Annotated in this window: 19 protein-coding genes; 9 read left to right on the top strand and 10 right to left on the bottom strand. The window is 64.7% G+C overall.

Annotated elements, in window-relative coordinates:
• Nucleotides 1-11 precede the first annotated feature (11 nt).
• A complete protein-coding gene (locus AB3G31_RS00285; RefSeq protein WP_367848247.1) occupies nucleotides 12-740 on the top strand; it encodes an SDR family oxidoreductase in 729 nt (242 codons plus the stop codon).
• A gap of 73 nt (nucleotides 741-813) precedes the next feature.
• Here AB3G31_RS00285 and AB3G31_RS00280 read toward each other — a convergent pair whose 3' ends face one another.
• From AB3G31_RS00280 to rarD, 3 genes are all read right to left on the bottom strand, one after another.
• A complete protein-coding gene (locus AB3G31_RS00280) occupies nucleotides 814-1,452 on the bottom strand; it encodes a response regulator (protein ID WP_367848246.1) in 639 nt (212 codons plus the stop codon).
• A gap of 10 nt (nucleotides 1,453-1,462) precedes the next feature.
• Nucleotides 1,463-1,966, bottom strand: coding sequence for a hypothetical protein (locus AB3G31_RS00275; RefSeq protein WP_367848245.1), 504 nt, complete (start codon nucleotides 1,964-1,966; stop codon nucleotides 1,463-1,465).
• A gap of 159 nt (nucleotides 1,967-2,125) precedes the next feature.
• The gene (rarD, locus tag AB3G31_RS00270) at nucleotides 2,126-2,995 is read right to left on the bottom strand and encodes an EamA family transporter RarD (RefSeq protein WP_367848244.1); all 870 of its coding nucleotides are present in this window, start codon (nucleotides 2,993-2,995) and stop codon (nucleotides 2,126-2,128) included.
• 142 nt (nucleotides 2,996-3,137) lie between these two features.
• On the opposite strand from rarD, the gene AB3G31_RS00265 reads away from it, so the two are divergent.
• Nucleotides 3,138-3,905, top strand: a complete 768-nt coding sequence (locus tag AB3G31_RS00265; RefSeq protein ID WP_367848243.1) for an SDR family NAD(P)-dependent oxidoreductase — start codon at nucleotides 3,138-3,140, stop codon at nucleotides 3,903-3,905.
• 214 nt (nucleotides 3,906-4,119) lie between these two features.
• Here the strand turns inward: AB3G31_RS00265 and gap are convergent, their stop codons facing one another.
• Genes gap through tkt form a run of 4 tightly spaced genes read right to left on the bottom strand, consistent with a single transcriptional unit; the run spans nucleotide 4,120 to nucleotide 7,684 of the window.
• Nucleotides 4,120-5,118 (bottom strand): type I glyceraldehyde-3-phosphate dehydrogenase, encoded by a 999-nt coding sequence (gene gap, locus AB3G31_RS00260; protein ID WP_367848242.1) that lies wholly within the window; start codon nucleotides 5,116-5,118, stop codon nucleotides 4,120-4,122.
• Between the two features lie 41 nt (nucleotides 5,119-5,159).
• A complete protein-coding gene (locus tag AB3G31_RS00255; protein WP_367848241.1) occupies nucleotides 5,160-5,381 on the bottom strand; it encodes a DUF2442 domain-containing protein in 222 nt (73 codons plus the stop codon).
• Nucleotides 5,382-5,398: 17 nt separating this feature from the next.
• Entirely contained in the window at nucleotides 5,399-5,668 is a 270-nt protein-coding gene (locus tag AB3G31_RS00250) for a DUF4160 domain-containing protein (protein ID WP_315224901.1), read from the bottom strand.
• Between the two features lie 12 nt (nucleotides 5,669-5,680).
• Nucleotides 5,681-7,684, bottom strand: coding sequence for a transketolase (gene tkt, locus AB3G31_RS00245; RefSeq protein WP_367850269.1), 2,004 nt, complete (start codon nucleotides 7,682-7,684; stop codon nucleotides 5,681-5,683).
• 224 nt (nucleotides 7,685-7,908) lie between these two features.
• On the opposite strand from tkt, the gene AB3G31_RS00240 reads away from it, so the two are divergent.
• From AB3G31_RS00240 to AB3G31_RS00225, 4 genes are all read left to right on the top strand, one after another.
• Nucleotides 7,909-8,271, top strand: coding sequence for a tautomerase family protein (locus AB3G31_RS00240; protein ID WP_367848240.1), 363 nt, complete (start codon nucleotides 7,909-7,911; stop codon nucleotides 8,269-8,271).
• Between the two features lie 131 nt (nucleotides 8,272-8,402).
• Entirely contained in the window at nucleotides 8,403-9,080 is a 678-nt protein-coding gene (locus AB3G31_RS00235; protein WP_367848239.1) for a CsgG/HfaB family protein, read from the top strand.
• A 5-nt stretch (nucleotides 9,081-9,085) separates the two neighbouring features.
• Nucleotides 9,086-9,442, top strand: a complete 357-nt coding sequence (locus tag AB3G31_RS00230; protein ID WP_367848238.1) for a DUF4810 domain-containing protein — start codon at nucleotides 9,086-9,088, stop codon at nucleotides 9,440-9,442.
• Nucleotides 9,429-10,103 carry a DUF799 domain-containing protein gene (locus AB3G31_RS00225; RefSeq protein WP_367848237.1) on the top strand — a complete coding sequence of 225 codons (675 nt, stop codon included), beginning with the start codon at nucleotides 9,429-9,431 and terminating at the stop codon, nucleotides 10,101-10,103. Before AB3G31_RS00230 ends, AB3G31_RS00225 begins: the two co-directional genes overlap by 14 nt.
• 57 nt (nucleotides 10,104-10,160) lie before the next feature.
• Here the strand turns inward: AB3G31_RS00225 and AB3G31_RS00220 are convergent, their stop codons facing one another.
• Together AB3G31_RS00220 and rfaE2 are read right to left on the bottom strand one after the other, a co-directional pair.
• A complete protein-coding gene (locus AB3G31_RS00220) occupies nucleotides 10,161-11,279 on the bottom strand; it encodes an SLC13 family permease (protein WP_367848236.1) in 1,119 nt (372 codons plus the stop codon).
• Nucleotides 11,272-11,784 (bottom strand): D-glycero-beta-D-manno-heptose 1-phosphate adenylyltransferase, encoded by a 513-nt coding sequence (rfaE2, locus tag AB3G31_RS00215; RefSeq protein ID WP_367848235.1) that lies wholly within the window; start codon nucleotides 11,782-11,784, stop codon nucleotides 11,272-11,274. The genes AB3G31_RS00220 and rfaE2 overlap by 8 nt, the downstream gene beginning before the upstream one ends.
• A gap of 53 nt (nucleotides 11,785-11,837) precedes the next feature.
• Here rfaE2 and AB3G31_RS00210 point away from each other — a divergent pair, with 53 nt between their 5' ends.
• Nucleotides 11,838-13,040 (top strand): HD-GYP domain-containing protein, encoded by a 1,203-nt coding sequence (locus tag AB3G31_RS00210; RefSeq protein ID WP_367848234.1) that lies wholly within the window; start codon nucleotides 11,838-11,840, stop codon nucleotides 13,038-13,040.
• A gap of 8 nt (nucleotides 13,041-13,048) precedes the next feature.
• Here the strand turns inward: AB3G31_RS00210 and AB3G31_RS00205 are convergent, their stop codons facing one another.
• Nucleotides 13,049-13,915 (bottom strand): ferritin-like domain-containing protein, encoded by an 867-nt coding sequence (locus AB3G31_RS00205; protein WP_367848233.1) that lies wholly within the window; start codon nucleotides 13,913-13,915, stop codon nucleotides 13,049-13,051.
• A gap of 389 nt (nucleotides 13,916-14,304) precedes the next feature.
• Here AB3G31_RS00205 and AB3G31_RS00200 point away from each other — a divergent pair, with 389 nt between their 5' ends.
• Both AB3G31_RS00200 and AB3G31_RS00195 read left to right on the top strand, forming a co-directional pair.
• Nucleotides 14,305-15,600 (top strand): NAD(P)/FAD-dependent oxidoreductase, encoded by a 1,296-nt coding sequence (locus AB3G31_RS00200; RefSeq protein ID WP_367850268.1) that lies wholly within the window; start codon nucleotides 14,305-14,307, stop codon nucleotides 15,598-15,600.
• The gene (locus tag AB3G31_RS00195) at nucleotides 15,597-16,343 is read left to right on the top strand and encodes a DUF1365 domain-containing protein (RefSeq protein WP_367848232.1); all 747 of its coding nucleotides are present in this window, start codon (nucleotides 15,597-15,599) and stop codon (nucleotides 16,341-16,343) included. The genes AB3G31_RS00200 and AB3G31_RS00195 overlap by 4 nt, the downstream gene beginning before the upstream one ends.
• Nucleotides 16,344-16,347 lie beyond the last annotated feature (4 nt).

Genomic DNA, 16,347 nt, shown 5'->3' with positions numbered 1-16,347 from the left:
GAGAAACAAGCATGGCAAACGAATTGACAGGCAAGGTCGCCGCCGTCACCGGCGCGGCATCGGGTGTAGGGCTGGCCAGCACTGAGGCCATGCTGGCCGCCGGGGCCCGCGTGGTGCTGATCGACCGCGACGCCGCCGCACTGCAGCGCATCTGCGCACAACACGGCGGCGCGGCGATCCCGCTGGTCATCGACCTGCTGGATGCCAAGGCCTGCGCCACGCTGCTGCCCCAGGTGCTGGCGCTGGCGGGCCAGCTCGACATCTTCCATGCCAACGCGGGCAGCTACATCGGCGGCGACCTGGTCGATGCCAACACCGACGCCATGGACCGCATGCTCAACCTCAACATCAACGTGGTGATGAAGAACGTGCACGACGTGCTGCCCCACATGATCGAACGCGGCAGCGGCGACATCATCGTCACCAGCTCCCTGGCGGCGCACTATCCCACGCCGTGGGAGCCGGTGTACGCCGCGTCCAAGTGGGCCATCAACTGCTTCGTGCAAACCGTGCGCCGCCAGGTCTTCAAGCACGGCCTGCGGGTGGGTTCGGTGTCGCCCGGCCCCTTCATCAGCGCCCTGCTGGCCGACTGGCCACCCGAGAAGCTGCAAGAGGCCAAAGACGCGGGCAGCCTGCTGGAGGCCAGCGACGTGGCCGACGTGATCCTGTTCATGCTGACCCGCCCGCGCCACGTGACCATCCGCGACGTGATCGTGATGCCGACCAATTTTGATCTGTGAGGGGTTTAGGGTAAAAAGTGGCTCTAGCGCTTATGGAGTGGGCGTGAGTAGCTCTATTTTAGATAGCGCCTGACTACGACAGCGGCAACGCGCTGAGCAGCGTGCTGCCAGACGCGGTGATCTCGGCCACGCCCGCGGCCAGGGCCTCGGCGCGCAAGGTGCGGGCAGCCCAGGTACCGCAGAAGATGTAGACGGGCGTTTGCGGGCGGACCTGTTTGATCTTGCGGGTGAGGTCGATGCCCGCCTTGTCGCTCTCGGGCCGCCCCATGTCGGACACCACGATGTCGTAGTTCATTTTTTTGAATTGGGCCACGCCCTCATCGGTGCTCAGCGCGGTATCTACGCGCACGCCGCGCTCCTCCAGCGTGGCAATCAAGTAACTGTTGTTCTTGGGCTTGTCGTCCACCCACAGAATGCGCTTGCCGCTGGGGGCGGGCGGTGCCATCTGCAGCACTTCGGGGACCGCACCCATGTTCAGCCGCTTCTCCAGCTCGGCCAGCTTGGCCTGCAGGTCGCTGACGATGGCCCGCTGCTGCTCGGAGGCCTCTTCCATCGTCAGCTCGTTGCCCGCGACCTTGATGGTGAACTTGCGCTTCAAGCCCGATTCGAGCAGGCTGCGGATCGGCACCTGGAGCTTGAACAGCAGCAGGCCGAGCGCGGCGGGCCACGCCAGCGAAGCCAGCGCCGCGATGAGTTTGGCCAGGTTCTCCATGGTGGGCTCGCTATTTCGGGCACTTGCACAGCTTCTCCAGCGTGCCCATGCGCAACAGCAGCGCCAACAACGCAGTCACCGGCACGCCGCCCAGATAGAGCAGGTCGCCGCTGTAGGCCAGCAGCAGGGCCTTGACCGACGCGATATCCAGGGCGAAAGCGACCACTTCGTCGGCCTTGGTGGCCTTGGCCGCGCAGTAGGCTTCGCACAGGTAGGTGGCGATGTCTTTGCCCTCTTCGGCCATGGCCTTGAGCAAGCGCTCCAGCTCCTCGCGGATCTCCTGGGTCAGCTCGCCGCGGCCCGCAATCCACTCGCGCACGCTGGCGGCATCGGGTTTGAAGACGTCGAAGCCATCGGGAATCTGGTACTTGGATTCGGCGTGCTGGACTAGGGTGGTGTAGGCCAGGTAGGCGAACCACCGCCAAGCGGGCTGGCTGGGATCGGTCCCCGCCAAAACTTCGCCAACGGCGGCAATGTCGTCCGCCATGAGCTCCAGATCGAGTGTGGTCGTCATCAAGCTTCTCCTCGCAGCACACAAACACTGTATGCCGCTGCGGGCGGACAGGGAACCGGGGAGCGGTGGTTTCATCCTCCAAATGGATGAAATGCAGAGCGCTCTATTTTTTATAGCTTCTCACACTGATTCCATCAGCACGGGAGGCCTATTTTGTTCTCAACGCCGGTTGCGGCCCGCCGCCAGCCAGCCCTCTACGCTGTACACCCCCAGCGCCGCCCAGATCAGCCCAAAGCCCGCCAGCCGCGCCATCTGGAACGGCTCGTGGAAGATCCACACGCCCAGCGCGAACTGCAGCGTGGGTGAGATGTACTGCAGGATGCCCAGGGTGGTCAGCGGGATGCGCCGCGCACCGGCGGCAAACAGCAGCAGCGGAATGGCCGTCAGCGGCCCGGCCAGCAGCAGCCAGGCCACCGCCGAGGCATCGCCCTGCACCAGCACGCCCTGGCCCTGCGCGCTCCACCAGGCCAGCGCGCCCAGGCCCAGCGGGGCCAGCAGCATGGTCTCCAGCGCCAGGCCCTCCAGCGCGCCCAGGCTGGCCACCTTGCGCAGCAGGCCGTAGAACCCAAAGCTCAGGGCCAGCACCAGCGCAATCCAGGGCAGGCGGCCGGTTTGCCAAGTCAGCCACAGCACGCCCGCAGCGGCCACCGCCACCGCCAGCCACTGGCCGGGGCGCGGGCGTTCGCGCAGAAACACACAGCCCAGCGCCACGTTGACCAGTGGCAGGATGAAATAGCCCAGGCTGGCATCCACCACGTGCTGGTTCTGCACCGCCCAGACATAGGTAAGCCAGTTGCCCGACAGCAGCAGCGCCGACAGCGCAAACGCCCCCAGCACCCGGGGCTGCAGCGCCCGCATCCAGCCCCAGTGCCTGCGCACCAGCAGCACGCCCAGCACAAACACCAGCGACCACACCGTGCGGTGTACCACCACCTCCAGCGCCGGAATGCCCGCGAGCTGGTGGAAGTACAGGGGAAACAGGCCCCAGGCCGTGTAGGCGAGGGCGGCGTAGACGATGCCGATGTGCATGGGGGAAGGGGGTTTTAGGTAAAAAGAGGCTTCTGTGCCGATGCTAACGGCGAGAGCAGCTACCAATTAAATAGCAAACCCCATGGCGCGCCGTGTTCTAGACTGGATGCACCCCATTCCAACCCCCGAAAGGACCCCTCCCATGGCAGGCAGACTCGCAGGCAAGACGGCCATCATCTCCGGCGGAGCCACCGGCGCTGGCGGCGCGGCATCCAGATTGTTCGCCTCCGAGGGCGCGCGGGTGGCGATTTTCGACATCAACGTGGCCGCCGGTGAGGCGGTGGTGGCCGAGATCCTGCAGGCCGGGGGCGAGGCGGCTTTCTTCCAGGCCGATGTGTCGGACCGGGCGCAGATCGACCACGCGCTGGCCGGGGCCAACGCCCGTTTTGGCCCGGTCTCGGTGCTCTTCAACCACGCGGGCACCATCGTCGTGAAGCCATTTCTGGACACTACCGACGAGGACTTCGACCGGCTGATGGACATCAACGTGAAAAGCATGTTCATGGTGACCCGCGCCGTGCTGCCGCAGATGCTGGCCGCGGGCAAGGGCAGCATCGTCTGCACCGCCTCCATCTCGTCGGTGGCGGCCACGCCTTTGGAGGTGCTGTACTGCATGACCAAGGGTGCCTGCGCCATGCTGGCCCGCGCCGTGGCCGTGGAGTACCGCGACCGGGGCATACGCTGCAACGCCGTCTGCCCCGGCTTCATCGACACCCCCCACGGCCAGCGCGAAATTGCTGCCCTCACCCAGCACGGCGTGGACGCCTCGGTGGCCGCCCTGTCGCTGCAGCAAGGCCGCCTGTGCCAGCCCGAAGAAGTCGCCAAGGCCGCCCTGTTCCTGGCCAGTGACGAAGCCAGCTTCGTCAACGGCGCGCACCTGTTTGTGGACAACTGTTTTACGGCGGCTTGAAACAAAAAACGCGCCCGAAGGCGCGTTTTTTAGAGGCAGCAACGCTTAGCGAAGCCACTCCCTCCTACAGCCAGAACGCACGCCTTCCAGAGATACCGTGGAACCGGCTTTGCCGGGCCACTGGTATCGCCCCCTGCATGTCGTATCTGCTTTGCAAGCAGATACGAGGGGGGTTAGAGAAAGATGCGTAGCACTGCAGCCTGGGGGTGTGCCTTTATCCAGCCATCACGCGGGTCATTTCCAACACTTTGTTGGAGTAGCCCCATTCGTTGTCGTACCAGCTCACCAGCTTGACGAAGGTGCCGTCCAGGGCGATGGAGGCGTCTGCGTCGTAGATGGAGGTGCGGCTGTCGCCACGGAAGTCGGTGGCGACGACCTTGTCTTCGGTGTAGCCCAGCACGCCCTTCAGGGCGCCTTCGGACTGCGCCTTCAGCTCGGCGTTGATTTCAGCGATGGTGGCCGAGGTGTTCAGCTCCACGGTCAGGTCGACCACCGACACGTCGCTGGTGGGCACGCGGAAGGCCATGCCGGTGAGCTTCTTGTTCAGCTCGGGGATGACCACGCCCACGGCCTTGGCGGCACCGGTGCTGGAGGGGATGATGTTTTCCAGAATGCCACGGCCACCGCGCCAGTCTTTGTTCGACGGGCCGTCCACGGTTTTTTGCGTGGCGGTGGCGGCGTGCACGGTGGTCATCAGGCCGCGCTTGATGCCGAACTTGTCGTTGATCACCTTGGCCAGGGGGGCCAGGCAGTTGGTGGTGCACGATGCGTTGGAGATGATGGCCTGGCCAGCGTAGGTCTTGTCGTTCACGCCAAACACGAACATGGGGGTGTCGTCCTTGGAGGGGGCCGACAGGATGACCTTCTTGGCGCCTGCGTCGATGTGCTTCTGGGCGGTTTCCTTGGTCAGGAACAGGCCGGTGGATTCGACCACGATGTCGGCACCCACGTCGCCCCATTTCAGGTTGGCCGGGTCGCGCTCTTGCGTCAGGCGGATCTTTTTGCCGTTAACGATGAGCACGCCGTTGTCTACCGACACCTCGCCCTTGAAGCGGCCGTGCACGCTGTCGTATTGCAGCATGTACGCCAGGTAGTCGGGCTCCAACAGGTCGTTGATGCCGACGATTTCCACGTCGTCAAAGTTCTGTACGGCAGCGCGGAACACCATGCGGCCAATGCGGCCGAAGCCGTTGATACCAATCTTGATTGTCATGTTCTTATCTCCAGTGTGAAAAATTAAACCAACTTCTAAAACTATCCGACGCTGGTGCGTGAATCCAGATACAGGGTGTCCGGGTCAAAATCAATGCCCCCAGGCCACGCCACGGTGCCGTGGTGTACCACTGCCTGATTAAAAACTGCCGGGTCCTTCAGGCATTCAAATACCGGATACACCACAAAGGGTGCCACATCAAAGAGGGCGCGGCGGCCATCTACAAACGCCAAGTCCAGCACCAAACCGGGCAGGGCGGTCACGGACTGGACGCGCGGATTCATCGCAAAGGCTCCACGCGCTCGACGGCGTGGCCTTTGATGGCCAGCGACCAGTCGGCTATCAGCTCTTCGCGGCGAAGTTCTACCCAGGCTTGCACCAAGCGTGTTTGCTTGGGTGGAAATTTGCCATCAATCAGGTCTGCCGTGTCAATCGAAAACACCGCTTCAAAGCCCTGGTACATCGCATGAATATGCGGTGTATGGTGCTGCCGGGTGTCCATGAAATACATGTAAATCAAGACCCCGTAGAAGGATGAAATCAACGGCATGGCGTGGCGGGTTTACTTCTTCTTGCGCAAAACTTTTTCCACCGTCGCGGCCACGTTCTCGGGGGTGAAGCCGAAGAGCTTGAACAGCACGGGCGCCGGTGCGGATTCGCCGTAAGTATCGAGGCCGACCACGGCAGCACAACCGTATTTCCACCAGCCGTCGGTCACACCCATTTCGACCGCGATGCGTGGCAGGCCCTTGGGCAGCACGTCGGTTTTGTAGGCTTCGGTCTGGCGGTCAAACACGCTGGTGCTGGGCATGGAGACCACACGCACAGCAATCTTTTGGCTGGCCAGCAGCGCCTGGGCGGCCAGGGCCAGTTGCACTTCGGAGCCGGTGGCGATGATGACGGCCTGGGCCTTCTTTTTCAGGCCGACGGCGCTGGGCTCGGACAGCACGTAGGCACCGCGGCTGATTTCACCCAGGTCGGCCTTGGCGGCATAGGCGATGTTCTGGCGGCTCAGCAGCAGGGCGCTGGGGCGGCTCTTGCTTTCCAGGGCCACGGCCCAGGCCACGGCGGTTTCAGCCGTGTCGCCCGGACGCCAGACGTCCAGGTTGGGGATCAGGCGCAGGCTGGCGGCGTGCTCGACCGACTGGTGGGTCGGGCCGTCTTCGCCCAGGCCGATGGAGTCGTGGGTGAACACGTGCACCACGCGCAGCTTCATCAGCGCGGCCATGCGGATGGCGTTACGGCTGTAGTCGCTGAAGGTCAGGAAGGTGCCGCCGTAGGGGATGAAACCACCGTGCAGGGCTACGCCGTTCATGATGGCGGCCATGCCGAATTCGCGCACGCCGTAGTTGATGTGGCGGCCACCGTTGCCCACACCGGTGATGCTGTCAAAACGCAGGTTGGGCGTGCTCTTGGTGTTGGTCAGGTTGGAGCCGGTCAGGTCGGCCGAGCCACCCAGCATTTCGGGCAGGGCGGCGGTGAAGGCTTCCAGCGCCAGCTGCGAGGCCTTGCGCGAGGCCACCGTTTCACCCTTGGTGTGGGCGGCGATCACGGTGTCCACGGCGGTCTGGGCGAAGTTCTTGGGCAGCTCGCCCTTCATGCGGCGCAGCAGCTCTTTGGCTTCGGCCGGGAAGGCCTTTTTGTAGGCAGCGAACTGGTCGTTCCAGGCGGCTTCGCGGGCGGCACCGGCGGCCTTGGCATCCCAGGCGGCGGCGATGTCCTTGGGGATGGTGAACGGCGCGTACGGCCAGTTCAGCGCTTCGCGGGTCAGCTTGATTTCTTCGGCACCCAGGGGTTCGCCGTGGGCCTTGGAGGTGTTGGCGCGGTTCGGGCTGCCCTTGCCGATGTGGGTCTTGCAGATGATCAGCGTGGGCTTTTCGGCCTGGGCCTTGGCGTGGGTGATGGCTTCGGACACGGCGGCGGCATCGTGGCCGTCGATCGGGCCGATCACGTTCCAGCCGTAGGCCACAAAGCGCAGGGCGGTGTTGTCGATAAACCAGGGCGCCACCTGGCCGTCGATGGAGATGCCGTTGTCGTCGTACAGGGCGACCAGTTTGTTCAGCTTCCAGGCACCGGCCAGGGCCGCGGCTTCGTGGCTGATGCCTTCCATCAGGCAGCCGTCGCCCATGAAGGCGTAGGTGTGGTGGTCGACGATGGCATGGCCGTCACGGTTGAACTCTTGGGCCAGCAGCTTTTCGGCCAGCGCGAAGCCGACGGCGTTGGTGATGCCCTGGCCCAGTGGGCCGGTGGTGGTTTCTACGCCGGGGGTGTAGCCGTATTCGGGGTGGCCGGGGGTCTTGCTGTGCAGCTGGCGGAAGTTCTTCAGCTCGGCCATCGGCAGCTTGTAGCCGGTGAGGTGCAACAGCGCGTACAGCAGCATGGAGCCGTGGCCGTTGGACAGGATGAAGCGGTCGCGGTTCAGCCAGTTCGGGTTCTTGGGGTTGTGCTGCAGATGCTGGTCCCACAGGGCCACGGCCATGTCGGCCATGCCCATGGGCGCACCGGGGTGGCCCGAGTTGGCGGCTTGCACGGCGTCCATGGCGAGCGCGCGGATGGCGTTGGCCATCGCGGCCGACGGTTTGCCCGTGGCTTGCGCGGGTACGGCGACGTCGGGGGTGGTTGCGCTCAAGAGGGTATCGGCCATCGGGGGGTGCTCCAGTGGAAATGCAGGGTGAGAATTCTTGTGAGTCGAGTATTTTACGAGGGCGGAATTTGGCACTGTGTACCAGCCCGGTAACGCCGGTGCATGGCATCACAATGGATACCTGTTTCCACCCCTCCCGACCGCCCATGCCGCTCGCCAAAATCGAAGTCCGCCGCAGCCGCCCCGCCGCCGAAGTCACCGCGCTGATGGAGGCCGTGTACCTGGCTCTGCGCGATGCCTTGCAGGTGCCTGAAGACGACCGCCAGATCCGCTACATCGAACACCGCCCCGAGCACTTCTGGGTGGCCCCCGGCAAGACCGAAAACTACACCCTGGTGGACATCTTGATGTTCCCGGGCCGCTCCATCGAGACCAAGCGCGCGCTGTACCAGGCCCTCATGCAGCGTCTGGGGGCACTCGGCATTGCGCCCGCCGACCTGATGGTGGTGCTGACCGAGCCGCCCAGGGAGAGCTGGGGCATTCGGGGCGTGCCAGCGTCCGACTTGTAAATAAAAGTTTCAAGCTTTTTAGGGTGCTAGCGCTTATCTGGCAAGCGTGAGCAGCTATTTTTTAAATAGCGTTGCCAAGGGCGTGGTCGGCCCCTAGAATCCGGGCTCCATCCCCTCTGTTACATATTTCCATGAACCGTCGCTCCCTCTTTGTCTTCGCCGCCGCCCTCGTCCCCGCACTGGGTCTGGTGGGCTGTGCCACCGAAACCTCGCAGGCCCTGGTGGTCCCGCAGGTGAACACCGCCAAGACGGGCTACACCGGCCCCAAGAGCACGCTGGCGGTGGGCAAGTTTGACAACCGCTCCAACTTCATGCGCGGCCTGTTCTCGGACGGCGTGGACCGCCTGGGCGGCCAGTCGAAGACGATTCTGGTGACGCACCTGCAGCAGTCCAACCGCTTCCGCGTGGTGGAGCGCAGCAACATGGAAGAAATCAAACAAGAGGCCGCGTTGCTGGGCCAGGTGCAAAAGCTCAAGGGGGCGGAGTTTGTGGTCACCGGCGACGTGACCGAGTTTGGCCGCAAGGAGACCGGCGACCAGCAGTTCTTTGGCGTGCTGGGCCGGGGCAAAACCCAAACCGCCTACGCCAAGGTCAGCCTGAATGTGGTGGACGCGCTGACCTCCGAGGTGGTGTATTCGGTGCAAGGCGCGGGCGAGTACGCCCTGTCGAACCGCGAGGTGATCGGCTTCGGCGGCACGGCGGGCTATGACGCCACCCTGAACGGCAAGGTGCTGGATCTGGCCATCCGCGAAGCGGTGAACCGCCTGACCGACGGCATCGACAGCGGCGCCTGGAAACCCAAGTACTGATCACCATGCGTTTGAATGTCACCACCACCGCGGGCCTGCTCGGCCTGGCGCTGCTGACCGGCTGCGCCACCAAGGTGCCCACCCTGTACCAATGGGGCAGCTACCAGGACCAGATCTACACCCAGTACGCCGAACCGGGCAAGGTGCCGGTCGATGCGCAGATTGCGGCACTGGAGGCCGATCTGCAAAAGACCGACCTGCAAGCCCGTAAACCGCCGCCGGGTTACTTCGCCCATTTGGGCTACCTGTACTTCCAGGCGGGCAAACCCGGCCAGGCCGTGCAGTCCTTTGAAGCCGAAAAATCCCTGTTCCCCGAGTCCACGGTCTACATGGACCTGCTGATCCAACATGCCAAAAAATAAGCTCCTGCGCAGTGCCACGCGCCTTGCCGTGGTGGGCGCCGCCCTGGCGCTGACCGCCTGTGCGGTGCAAAAGCCCAGCTACGACTACACCGCCTTCCGGGAAAGCCGCCCCGCGTCCATCCTGGTGCTGCCGCCGCTGAACAAAACCGTGGACATCCGCGCCTCGTACAGCGTGATGTCCACCGTCACCGCGCCACTGGCCGAGTCGGGCTACTACGTGTTTCCGGTGGCGGTGGTGGACCAGACCTTCAAAGAGAACGGGCTGGAGCATCCCGCCGACATGCACCAGGCCCCGCTGCCCAAGCTGCGCGATATTTTTGGTGCCGATGCGGTGTTCTACGTGACGGTGGAAGACTACGGCACCAAGTACCTGGTGATCGACAGCTCCACCGTGGTCTCGGCCACCGGCAAGCTGGTGGACACGCGCACCGGGGCGCTGCTCTGGCAAGGCCGGGCCACGGCCTCGGATGCGGAAAATCGGCAAAACAGCGGCGGTGGCCTGGTCGGTTTGCTGGTGACCGCGCTGGTGCGCCAGATTGCCGGCAGTGTGAGCGACCCCGGCCACGGCCTGTCCCACCTGGCCAGCGCCCGCTTGCTCCATGCCCGCCCCGGTGGCTTGCTCTACGGTCCCCGGTCCCCCCAGTACCAAAAGGAGCAGTAGGGGTTTTGTATTAAATAGGACGCTCATGCTTATGGAATAAGCGTGAGAAGCTACTTTTTACATAGCAAACAGCAGCAGCCACCCCACCGCCGACCCGGCCACCAGAAACGGCAGCGACCACACATGGAAGTGCAGCCAGGCCCTGGTGTCCGGGGCCATGCGCAGGGCGATCAGGTTCGCCAGCGAGCCCACCATCAGGCCGAAGCCGCCGATGTTGACGGCGTAGGCCAGCACCTTCCAGTCTTTGGAAAACTCGGCCAGCGCAATCGCGGCGGGCACGTTGCTGACGATTTGCGAGGTGGCGATGCCGGCCCAGAACAGGTGCAGCGGCTGGGCCAGCCCCCAGCCCGCCAGTGCCTGCTGCACGGCACCCAGCCCGACGAGCAGGCGCAGGTCGATGAACATCAGCACAAACACCAGCAGCAGCCCCCAGTCGAGCTGCACCAGCACGCGCCAGTGCAGTGCTCCCAGGCACACCAGCACGGCCACCAGGGCCCAGGGTGCGTAGTGCAGGTCGGTCAGCACCAGAAACACCGGGTACAGCAGCAGCGAGGCACCCAGCAGCCGCCGGTTGAGCGGGTGCTCGGCCTGGGGGTCGGTGGCCTGCAGGGCGCGCCCGGAGAAGGCCAGGGCCGTCACCAGCAGCAGCAACAGCATCAGCACCGCCACCAGCGGCAGCATGTGCCACACAAAACCGCCAAACGAGGTGCCCGAGAGCTGCCACAAGAACAGGTTTTGCGGATTGCCGATGGGCGTGAGGGCCGAGCCCGCGTTCACCGCCAGCGCCTCGAACACCACCAGCCGGGTGGTCGGCAGCGGGGTGATGCGGCAGATGCCTAGGGTGAGCGGCACAATGACGAACAGCGCCACGTCATTGGTCAGCACGGTGGACAGCACGGCGGCGGCACTGACCAGGCACAGGGCGGCCGCGCGTTCGCTGGTCATGTAGCCCACCAGCCAGTGGCCCAGGCGGTGCAGTGCGCCGCTGGTCTCCACGCCCAGGGTCAGGGCCAGCAGGCCGGTGAGGGCGGCGATGGTGGGCCAGTCCACCAGGGCGGGGTAGGCGGCCAGCGGCGTGCGGGTGGCCACACTGAGCAGCACCAGGCCCAGCAGCAGGATCTGCAGAAACCTGTCCTGGCGCAGCGCCCGCCAGACGCGCTGCAGCGCCTCAACCACCGTGCGGTTGCTTGATTTTGTGGACCAGGGCGGTGGTGGAATAGCCGTCCAGGAACGGAATCGCCCGGGCCGTGCCGCCGTAGGCCTGCACCACGGCGGTCTCGGCCAGCTTTTGCATGTCGTAGTCGCCGCCCTTGACCAGGATGTCGGGGCGCAGCTCGGTGATCAGTTCCAGCGGCGTGTTCTCGTCAAACCAGGTGACCAGGCTCACCGACTCCAGCGCGGCCATCAGCACGGCGCGGTCGGCCTCGGCGTTCAGCGGGCGGTCTGGGCCCTTGCCCAGGCGGCGGGCCGAGGCATCGCTGTTGAGCGCTACCACCAGGCTGCCGCCCAGCGAGCGGGCCTGCGCCAGATACGTGGCGTGGCCGCGGTGCAGGATGTCGAACACCCCGTTGGTAAACACCCAGGGGCGGGGCAGGTGGGCCAGCCGGGCCGGTGCGTCGGCGCGGCTGCAGATTTTGTCCAGAAAGGCGGGTGGCGGTAGGAAAGCAGGGGTGTCGGTCATGGGCAAATGCTAGCAGGCGACAGCGGGCCCTTGAACTGATACGCTCTCGCCCCATGAACCTCATCGCCGTCAATACCTCCACCCTGCGCCTCGGACAACCCTTGCCATTTGCCTTGCGTAACGAGCAGGGCGTGCTGCTGGCGCACAAGGGCTACATCATCACCGAGCGCGAAGAAATTACCTACTGGACCTCGCGCGGCATGACCCTGTGCGTGGACGTAGACGCCGCCGACAACCACCGTGCCTATGTCGGCAAGTTGTACGACATGGTGCGGGCCGACACCACCCTGGGCGACATTGCCGATATGCAGCTGGCGGCCTCCGACCTGGACAAGACCACCGCCAGCGAAGCCACCCGCATCCCCGACTGGACCGCGCTGCAAATCCGCGCCAACGGCCTGCTGCGCGACCCGCAGAGCGAGCAGTTTCTGCCGCGGCTGGAAAAGCTCTACGCCGAGCTGCACGCCCTGGTGGAGAACCACCCCGATGCCACGTTGTGCGCGCTGATGCATTTGTCCGCCACCGAGGTGCAGATGTACAGCGCCACCCACGCCATGCTGGTCTACGTGGTGTGCAGCCTGGCCGCGCGCGAGGTGCTGAACTGGCCGTCCGACCAGGATGCCACGCTGGGCAAGGCCGCGCTGACCATGAACATCGCCATGACCGCGCTGCAAGACGAGCTGACGGTGCAAAACCAGGCCCTGACGGCCAAGCAGATCGACCTGGTGGAGCAGCACGCGCAGCGCGCCTTCAGCATGCTGGTGGCGATGGGCGTGGACAACGAAGACTGGTTGCTGGCGGTGCGCCACCACCACGACCGCGCGCCAGGCCCGCTGGAGAACAAGACCGTGGCCATGCGTCTGGCCCGGCTGCTGCAGCGGGCGGATACCTTCATCGCCCGGCTGTCGCCGCGCGTGGGCCGCCTGTCGATGCCGCCAAACGCCGCCATGCAGGCCTGCTATTTCGACGAAAAACAGCACGTGGACCAGGCTGGTGCGGCCCTGATCAAGGCTGTGGGCGTGTATTCGCCGGGCGTCTATGTGCGGCTGGCCAATGGCGAGGTGGCGGTGGTGATCCGCCGCAGCGCCAACACCACGGCCCCGCGTGTGGCGGTGATCATCAACCGCGACGGCATGCCCATGGGCGAGATGATCGTGCGCGAAACCAATCTACCGATCACCAAGATCATCGCCCACGTGCCGCATCGCGAGGTGAAAGTGCAGGTGCAGCTGGAGAAGCTGCTGGCGCTGATCTAGCTAGGCTCTCAGGTTGCTGCGGGCACTGCGGGTTCCACAACGGCCGCCAGCTCCTTGCTGACTTCCTTGCGGTAGCGGTTCAGCTCCTGCACGGTCTTGAAGCTGCGGTCCATCAGCAGGCTCAGGTTGTGCAGGATGCGATCGACCACCTTGCCCTCCCACACCGCGTCGAACTTGATCTGCGTGTCCAGCCAGTGCTCTAGCCAGGCCGGGTCGGGCAGGCGGCTCTGGATGGTGTCGCGCGGAAACAGGCTTTCGTTCACGTGCAGGTTGGTGGGGTGCAGCGCCTGCGCGGTGCGGCGGGCGCTGGCCATCAGCACGCCGACCTTGGTGAAGGCACCGCGGGCTTCGTTGCCGGTGTTGGCGATGGCGCGTTTCATGTAGCGCAGGTAGGCACCGCCGTGGCGGGCTTCGTCCTGGCTGAGCTTGGTGTAGATGTTCTTGATCACCGGCTCCGAATGCCATTCACTGGCGCGGCGGTACCAGTGGTTCAGGCGGATCTCGCCGCAAAAGTGCAGCATCAGCGTCTCCAGGGCCGGGGCCGGGTCGAATTCGAAGCGGATGTCGTGCAGCTCTTCTTCGGTGGGCACCAGGTCGGGGCGGAAGCGGCGCAGGTACTCCATCAGCACCAGCGAATGCTTTTGCTCCTCAAAAAACCAGATCGACATGAAGGCGGAAAAGTCGCTGTCGTCCTGGTTGTCGCGCAAGAACATTTCGGTGGCGGGCAGGGCGGCCCACTCGGTGATGGCGTTCATCTTGATGGTCTGCGCCTGTTCGTCGGTCAGCAGGCTGGCATCGAACGTGTCCCATGGAACGTCTTTTTCCATGTTCCAACGCACGGCTTCGAGTTGTCTAAAGAGTTCGGGATAGAGCATGGAAGTCCTTCTTAACGGCTTTCATTTTAGGCGGTCAACATGGCACTTTGTGTCAGACGCACGGCCGTGGTGGGGTTGATTGCTAAAAATAAAACTTATTGGTCACAAAGTGACTGATTGGTATATTATCGCCATATGTGCTTCTCCACCATCCCGTACTTCACATTCCTTTACCGCCGCATTGCCGGTCGGGCCGGGAACTTATGGCGTTCGGAATCGGTCTTTATCGGCAATGCGGCCGATGGGGCGCATCTGTTTTTCTGGCAGCGAAGCCATCCGCGCACTCTGTGCCGGCATGCAGCCCCGGGGCGGTTCTCCTCCTCCCTCACTCCCTCGTTCGCCTTGGGGTGCTTCGCAGCCACTTTCCTTCCCGCGCCATGCCCAGCCGTATGAAGCTGGCCATCGTCGGCTCCGGCATTTCCGGCCTGGCCGTGGCGCATAGCCTGCAGGGCCGGGCCGAAACCACGCTGTTCGAAGCGGGTCATTACTTTGGCGGCCATACCCACACCGTCGATCTCACCCTGCCCACACCCGGCGGCATGGTCACCCATGGGGTGGATACGGGCTTTCTGGTTTTCAACGAGCGCACCTACCCGCAGCTCATCGCCCTGCTGGCCGAACTGAAGGTGGAGACCTCCAAGACGGACATGTCTTTCTCTGCCCAGATCCCCACCACCGTGCCGGGCGAACGCTATGTGGAATGGAGCGGCAGCACCCTGGGCAGCGTGTTTGCCCAGAAACGCAACCTGTGGAGCCCGCGCTTCTGGGGCATGCTGCGCGACCTGCTGCGCTTCAACCAGATCACCACCCAGCTCGCGCTGGACAACAACGACGCCGCCCTGGCCCAGCCGCTGGGCGCGTTTCTGGACCAGCACCGGTTTGGCACGGCCTTCCGCGACTGGTACTTTTTGCCGATGATGGGCTGCATCTGGAGCTGCCCCACGGCCCAGATGCTGCTGTTCCCTGTCGCCACCATGGTGCGCTTTTGCCACAACCACGGCCTGCTGCAGGTGCTCAACCGGCCCCAGTGGTGGACGGTGACCGGCGGTGCGCGGCACTACGTGGACAAGATCACCGCAAAGATCGACGACAGGCGCCTCCTCAGCCCGGTGATGCGTATTGAGCGCACACCAGGCGGCGTGTTCATCACCAGCCTGCAGCACGGGCTGGCCCGCACCGAGCGCTTCGACAAGGTGGTGCTGGCCACCCATTCCGACCAGGCCCTGGCCCTGCTGGCCGCGCCCACCCCGGCGGAGGAGGCCACGCTGGGTGCCATCCACTACCACGCCAACCGCGCCGTGCTGCACACCGACGCCTCGGTGCTGCCGCGCAACCCTGAGGCCTGGGCCGCGTGGAATTACGAACGCGCGCCCGCCACCGCCACCGAGTCGGCCCGGGTGTGTCTGCACTACTGGCTCAACAAGCTGCAGCCCCTGCCCTGGGAGCAGCCGGTCATCGTGTCGCTAAACCCCACACGCGACATCGCCCACCCCCAGGTGCTGGGCACGTTTGACTACGCCCACCCGGTGCTGGACCTGCCCGCCATCGCCGCGCAGCAGCGCATGCCCGCGCTGCAAGGCCAGCACAACACCTATTTCTGTGGCGCGTGGATGGGCTACGGCTTCCATGAAGACGGCCTGAAAGCCGGGCTGGCGGTGGCCGAGCTGCTGAAGGCGGGGGTATGACCCCGGCCCCGCACCAGGCGAGCATCGGCTTTGGCCAGGTCCGCCACACCCGGCTGCGCCCGGTGCGGCACGCGTTTGCCTACCCTACCTATTTTTTGATGCTGCCGATGCGGTCCTTGGCGGGCACGGCCCTGGCCGTCAACCGCCGCGCCGCCCTGAGCTTTTACGACGCCGACCACGGCGACGGCCAGGGCAGTGCGCTGGCGTGGATGGAGTCCCTGCTGCAGCGCGAAGGCATTCTTGACGCCGACGGCGAGATCTGGCTGCACTGCTACCCGCGCGTCTTCGGCCACACCTTCAAGCCCGTCAGCTTCTGGTACTGCCACCGCTTGGATGGCAGCCTGCGGGCCATCGTGGTCGAGGTCAACAACACCTTTGGCGAGCGCCACTGCTACGTGCTGGACCAACCGCGCTATGGGGTGGAGCTGACGGCAGCCAAGGTGTTCCACGTATCGCCGTTCTGCCCGGTCGAGGGCGGCTACCGCTTCCGCTTCATGCGATCCGGCGACCGCACCGTGGCCCGTGTCGACTATGACGACAGCCAGGGCGCGCTGATTGAGACCAGCGTCAGCGGCACGCTGCAAGCCATCACCCCGGCCAGCATCCGCCAGGCGCTCTGGCGCTACCCGGCCATGACGCTGGGCGTGGTGGCGCGCATCCATTGGCAGGCCTTTCGCCTGTGGCGCAAACGCGTGCGATTTTTCAGCAAACCCCTGCCGCCCAAAGATTTTGTGACGAGATAAACGC

It is taken from the genome of Rhodoferax sp. WC2427 (assembly GCF_040822085.1).
In the GTDB taxonomy this organism is placed as follows: Bacteria; Pseudomonadota; Gammaproteobacteria; order Burkholderiales; family Burkholderiaceae_C; genus Rhodoferax_B.
Note: the sequence above shows the minus strand (reverse complement) of the source record. Positions and strands in the feature narration are given on the sequence as shown.

Bases quoted from the DNA above. Each gene is read 5' to 3' on its own strand.
- rfaE2 (WP_367848235.1), bottom strand. From the start codon at position 11,784: ATGACCGACACCCCTGCTTTCCTACCGCCACCCGCCTTTCTGGACAAA.
- AB3G31_RS00210 (WP_367848234.1), top strand. From the start codon at position 11,838: ATGAACCTCATCGCCGTCAATACCTCCACCCTGCGCCTCGGACAACCC.
- AB3G31_RS00235 (WP_367848239.1), top strand. From the start codon at position 8,403: ATGAACCGTCGCTCCCTCTTTGTCTTCGCCGCCGCCCTCGTCCCCGCA.
- gap (WP_367848242.1), bottom strand. From the start codon at position 5,118: ATGACAATCAAGATTGGTATCAACGGCTTCGGCCGCATTGGCCGCATG.
- AB3G31_RS00280 (WP_367848246.1), bottom strand. From the start codon at position 1,452: ATGGAGAACCTGGCCAAACTCATCGCGGCGCTGGCTTCGCTGGCGTGG.
- AB3G31_RS00225 (WP_367848237.1), top strand. From the start codon at position 9,429: ATGCCAAAAAATAAGCTCCTGCGCAGTGCCACGCGCCTTGCCGTGGTG.
- AB3G31_RS00205 (WP_367848233.1), bottom strand. From the start codon at position 13,915: ATGCTCTATCCCGAACTCTTTAGACAACTCGAAGCCGTGCGTTGGAAC.
- AB3G31_RS00250 (WP_315224901.1), bottom strand. From the start codon at position 5,668: ATGCCGTTGATTTCATCCTTCTACGGGGTCTTGATTTACATGTATTTC.
- AB3G31_RS00275 (WP_367848245.1), bottom strand. From the start codon at position 1,966: ATGACGACCACACTCGATCTGGAGCTCATGGCGGACGACATTGCCGCC.
- tkt (WP_367850269.1), bottom strand. From the start codon at position 7,684: ATGGCCAACGCCATCCGCGCGCTCGCCATGGACGCCGTGCAAGCCGCC.
- AB3G31_RS00230 (WP_367848238.1), top strand. From the start codon at position 9,086: ATGCGTTTGAATGTCACCACCACCGCGGGCCTGCTCGGCCTGGCGCTG.
- AB3G31_RS00285 (WP_367848247.1), top strand. From the start codon at position 12: ATGGCAAACGAATTGACAGGCAAGGTCGCCGCCGTCACCGGCGCGGCA.
- AB3G31_RS00265 (WP_367848243.1), top strand. From the start codon at position 3,138: ATGGCAGGCAGACTCGCAGGCAAGACGGCCATCATCTCCGGCGGAGCC.
- AB3G31_RS00200 (WP_367850268.1), top strand. From the start codon at position 14,305: ATGAAGCTGGCCATCGTCGGCTCCGGCATTTCCGGCCTGGCCGTGGCG.
- AB3G31_RS00195 (WP_367848232.1), top strand. From the start codon at position 15,597: ATGACCCCGGCCCCGCACCAGGCGAGCATCGGCTTTGGCCAGGTCCGC.
- AB3G31_RS00240 (WP_367848240.1), top strand. From the start codon at position 7,909: ATGCCGCTCGCCAAAATCGAAGTCCGCCGCAGCCGCCCCGCCGCCGAA.
- rarD (WP_367848244.1), bottom strand. From the start codon at position 2,995: ATGCACATCGGCATCGTCTACGCCGCCCTCGCCTACACGGCCTGGGGC.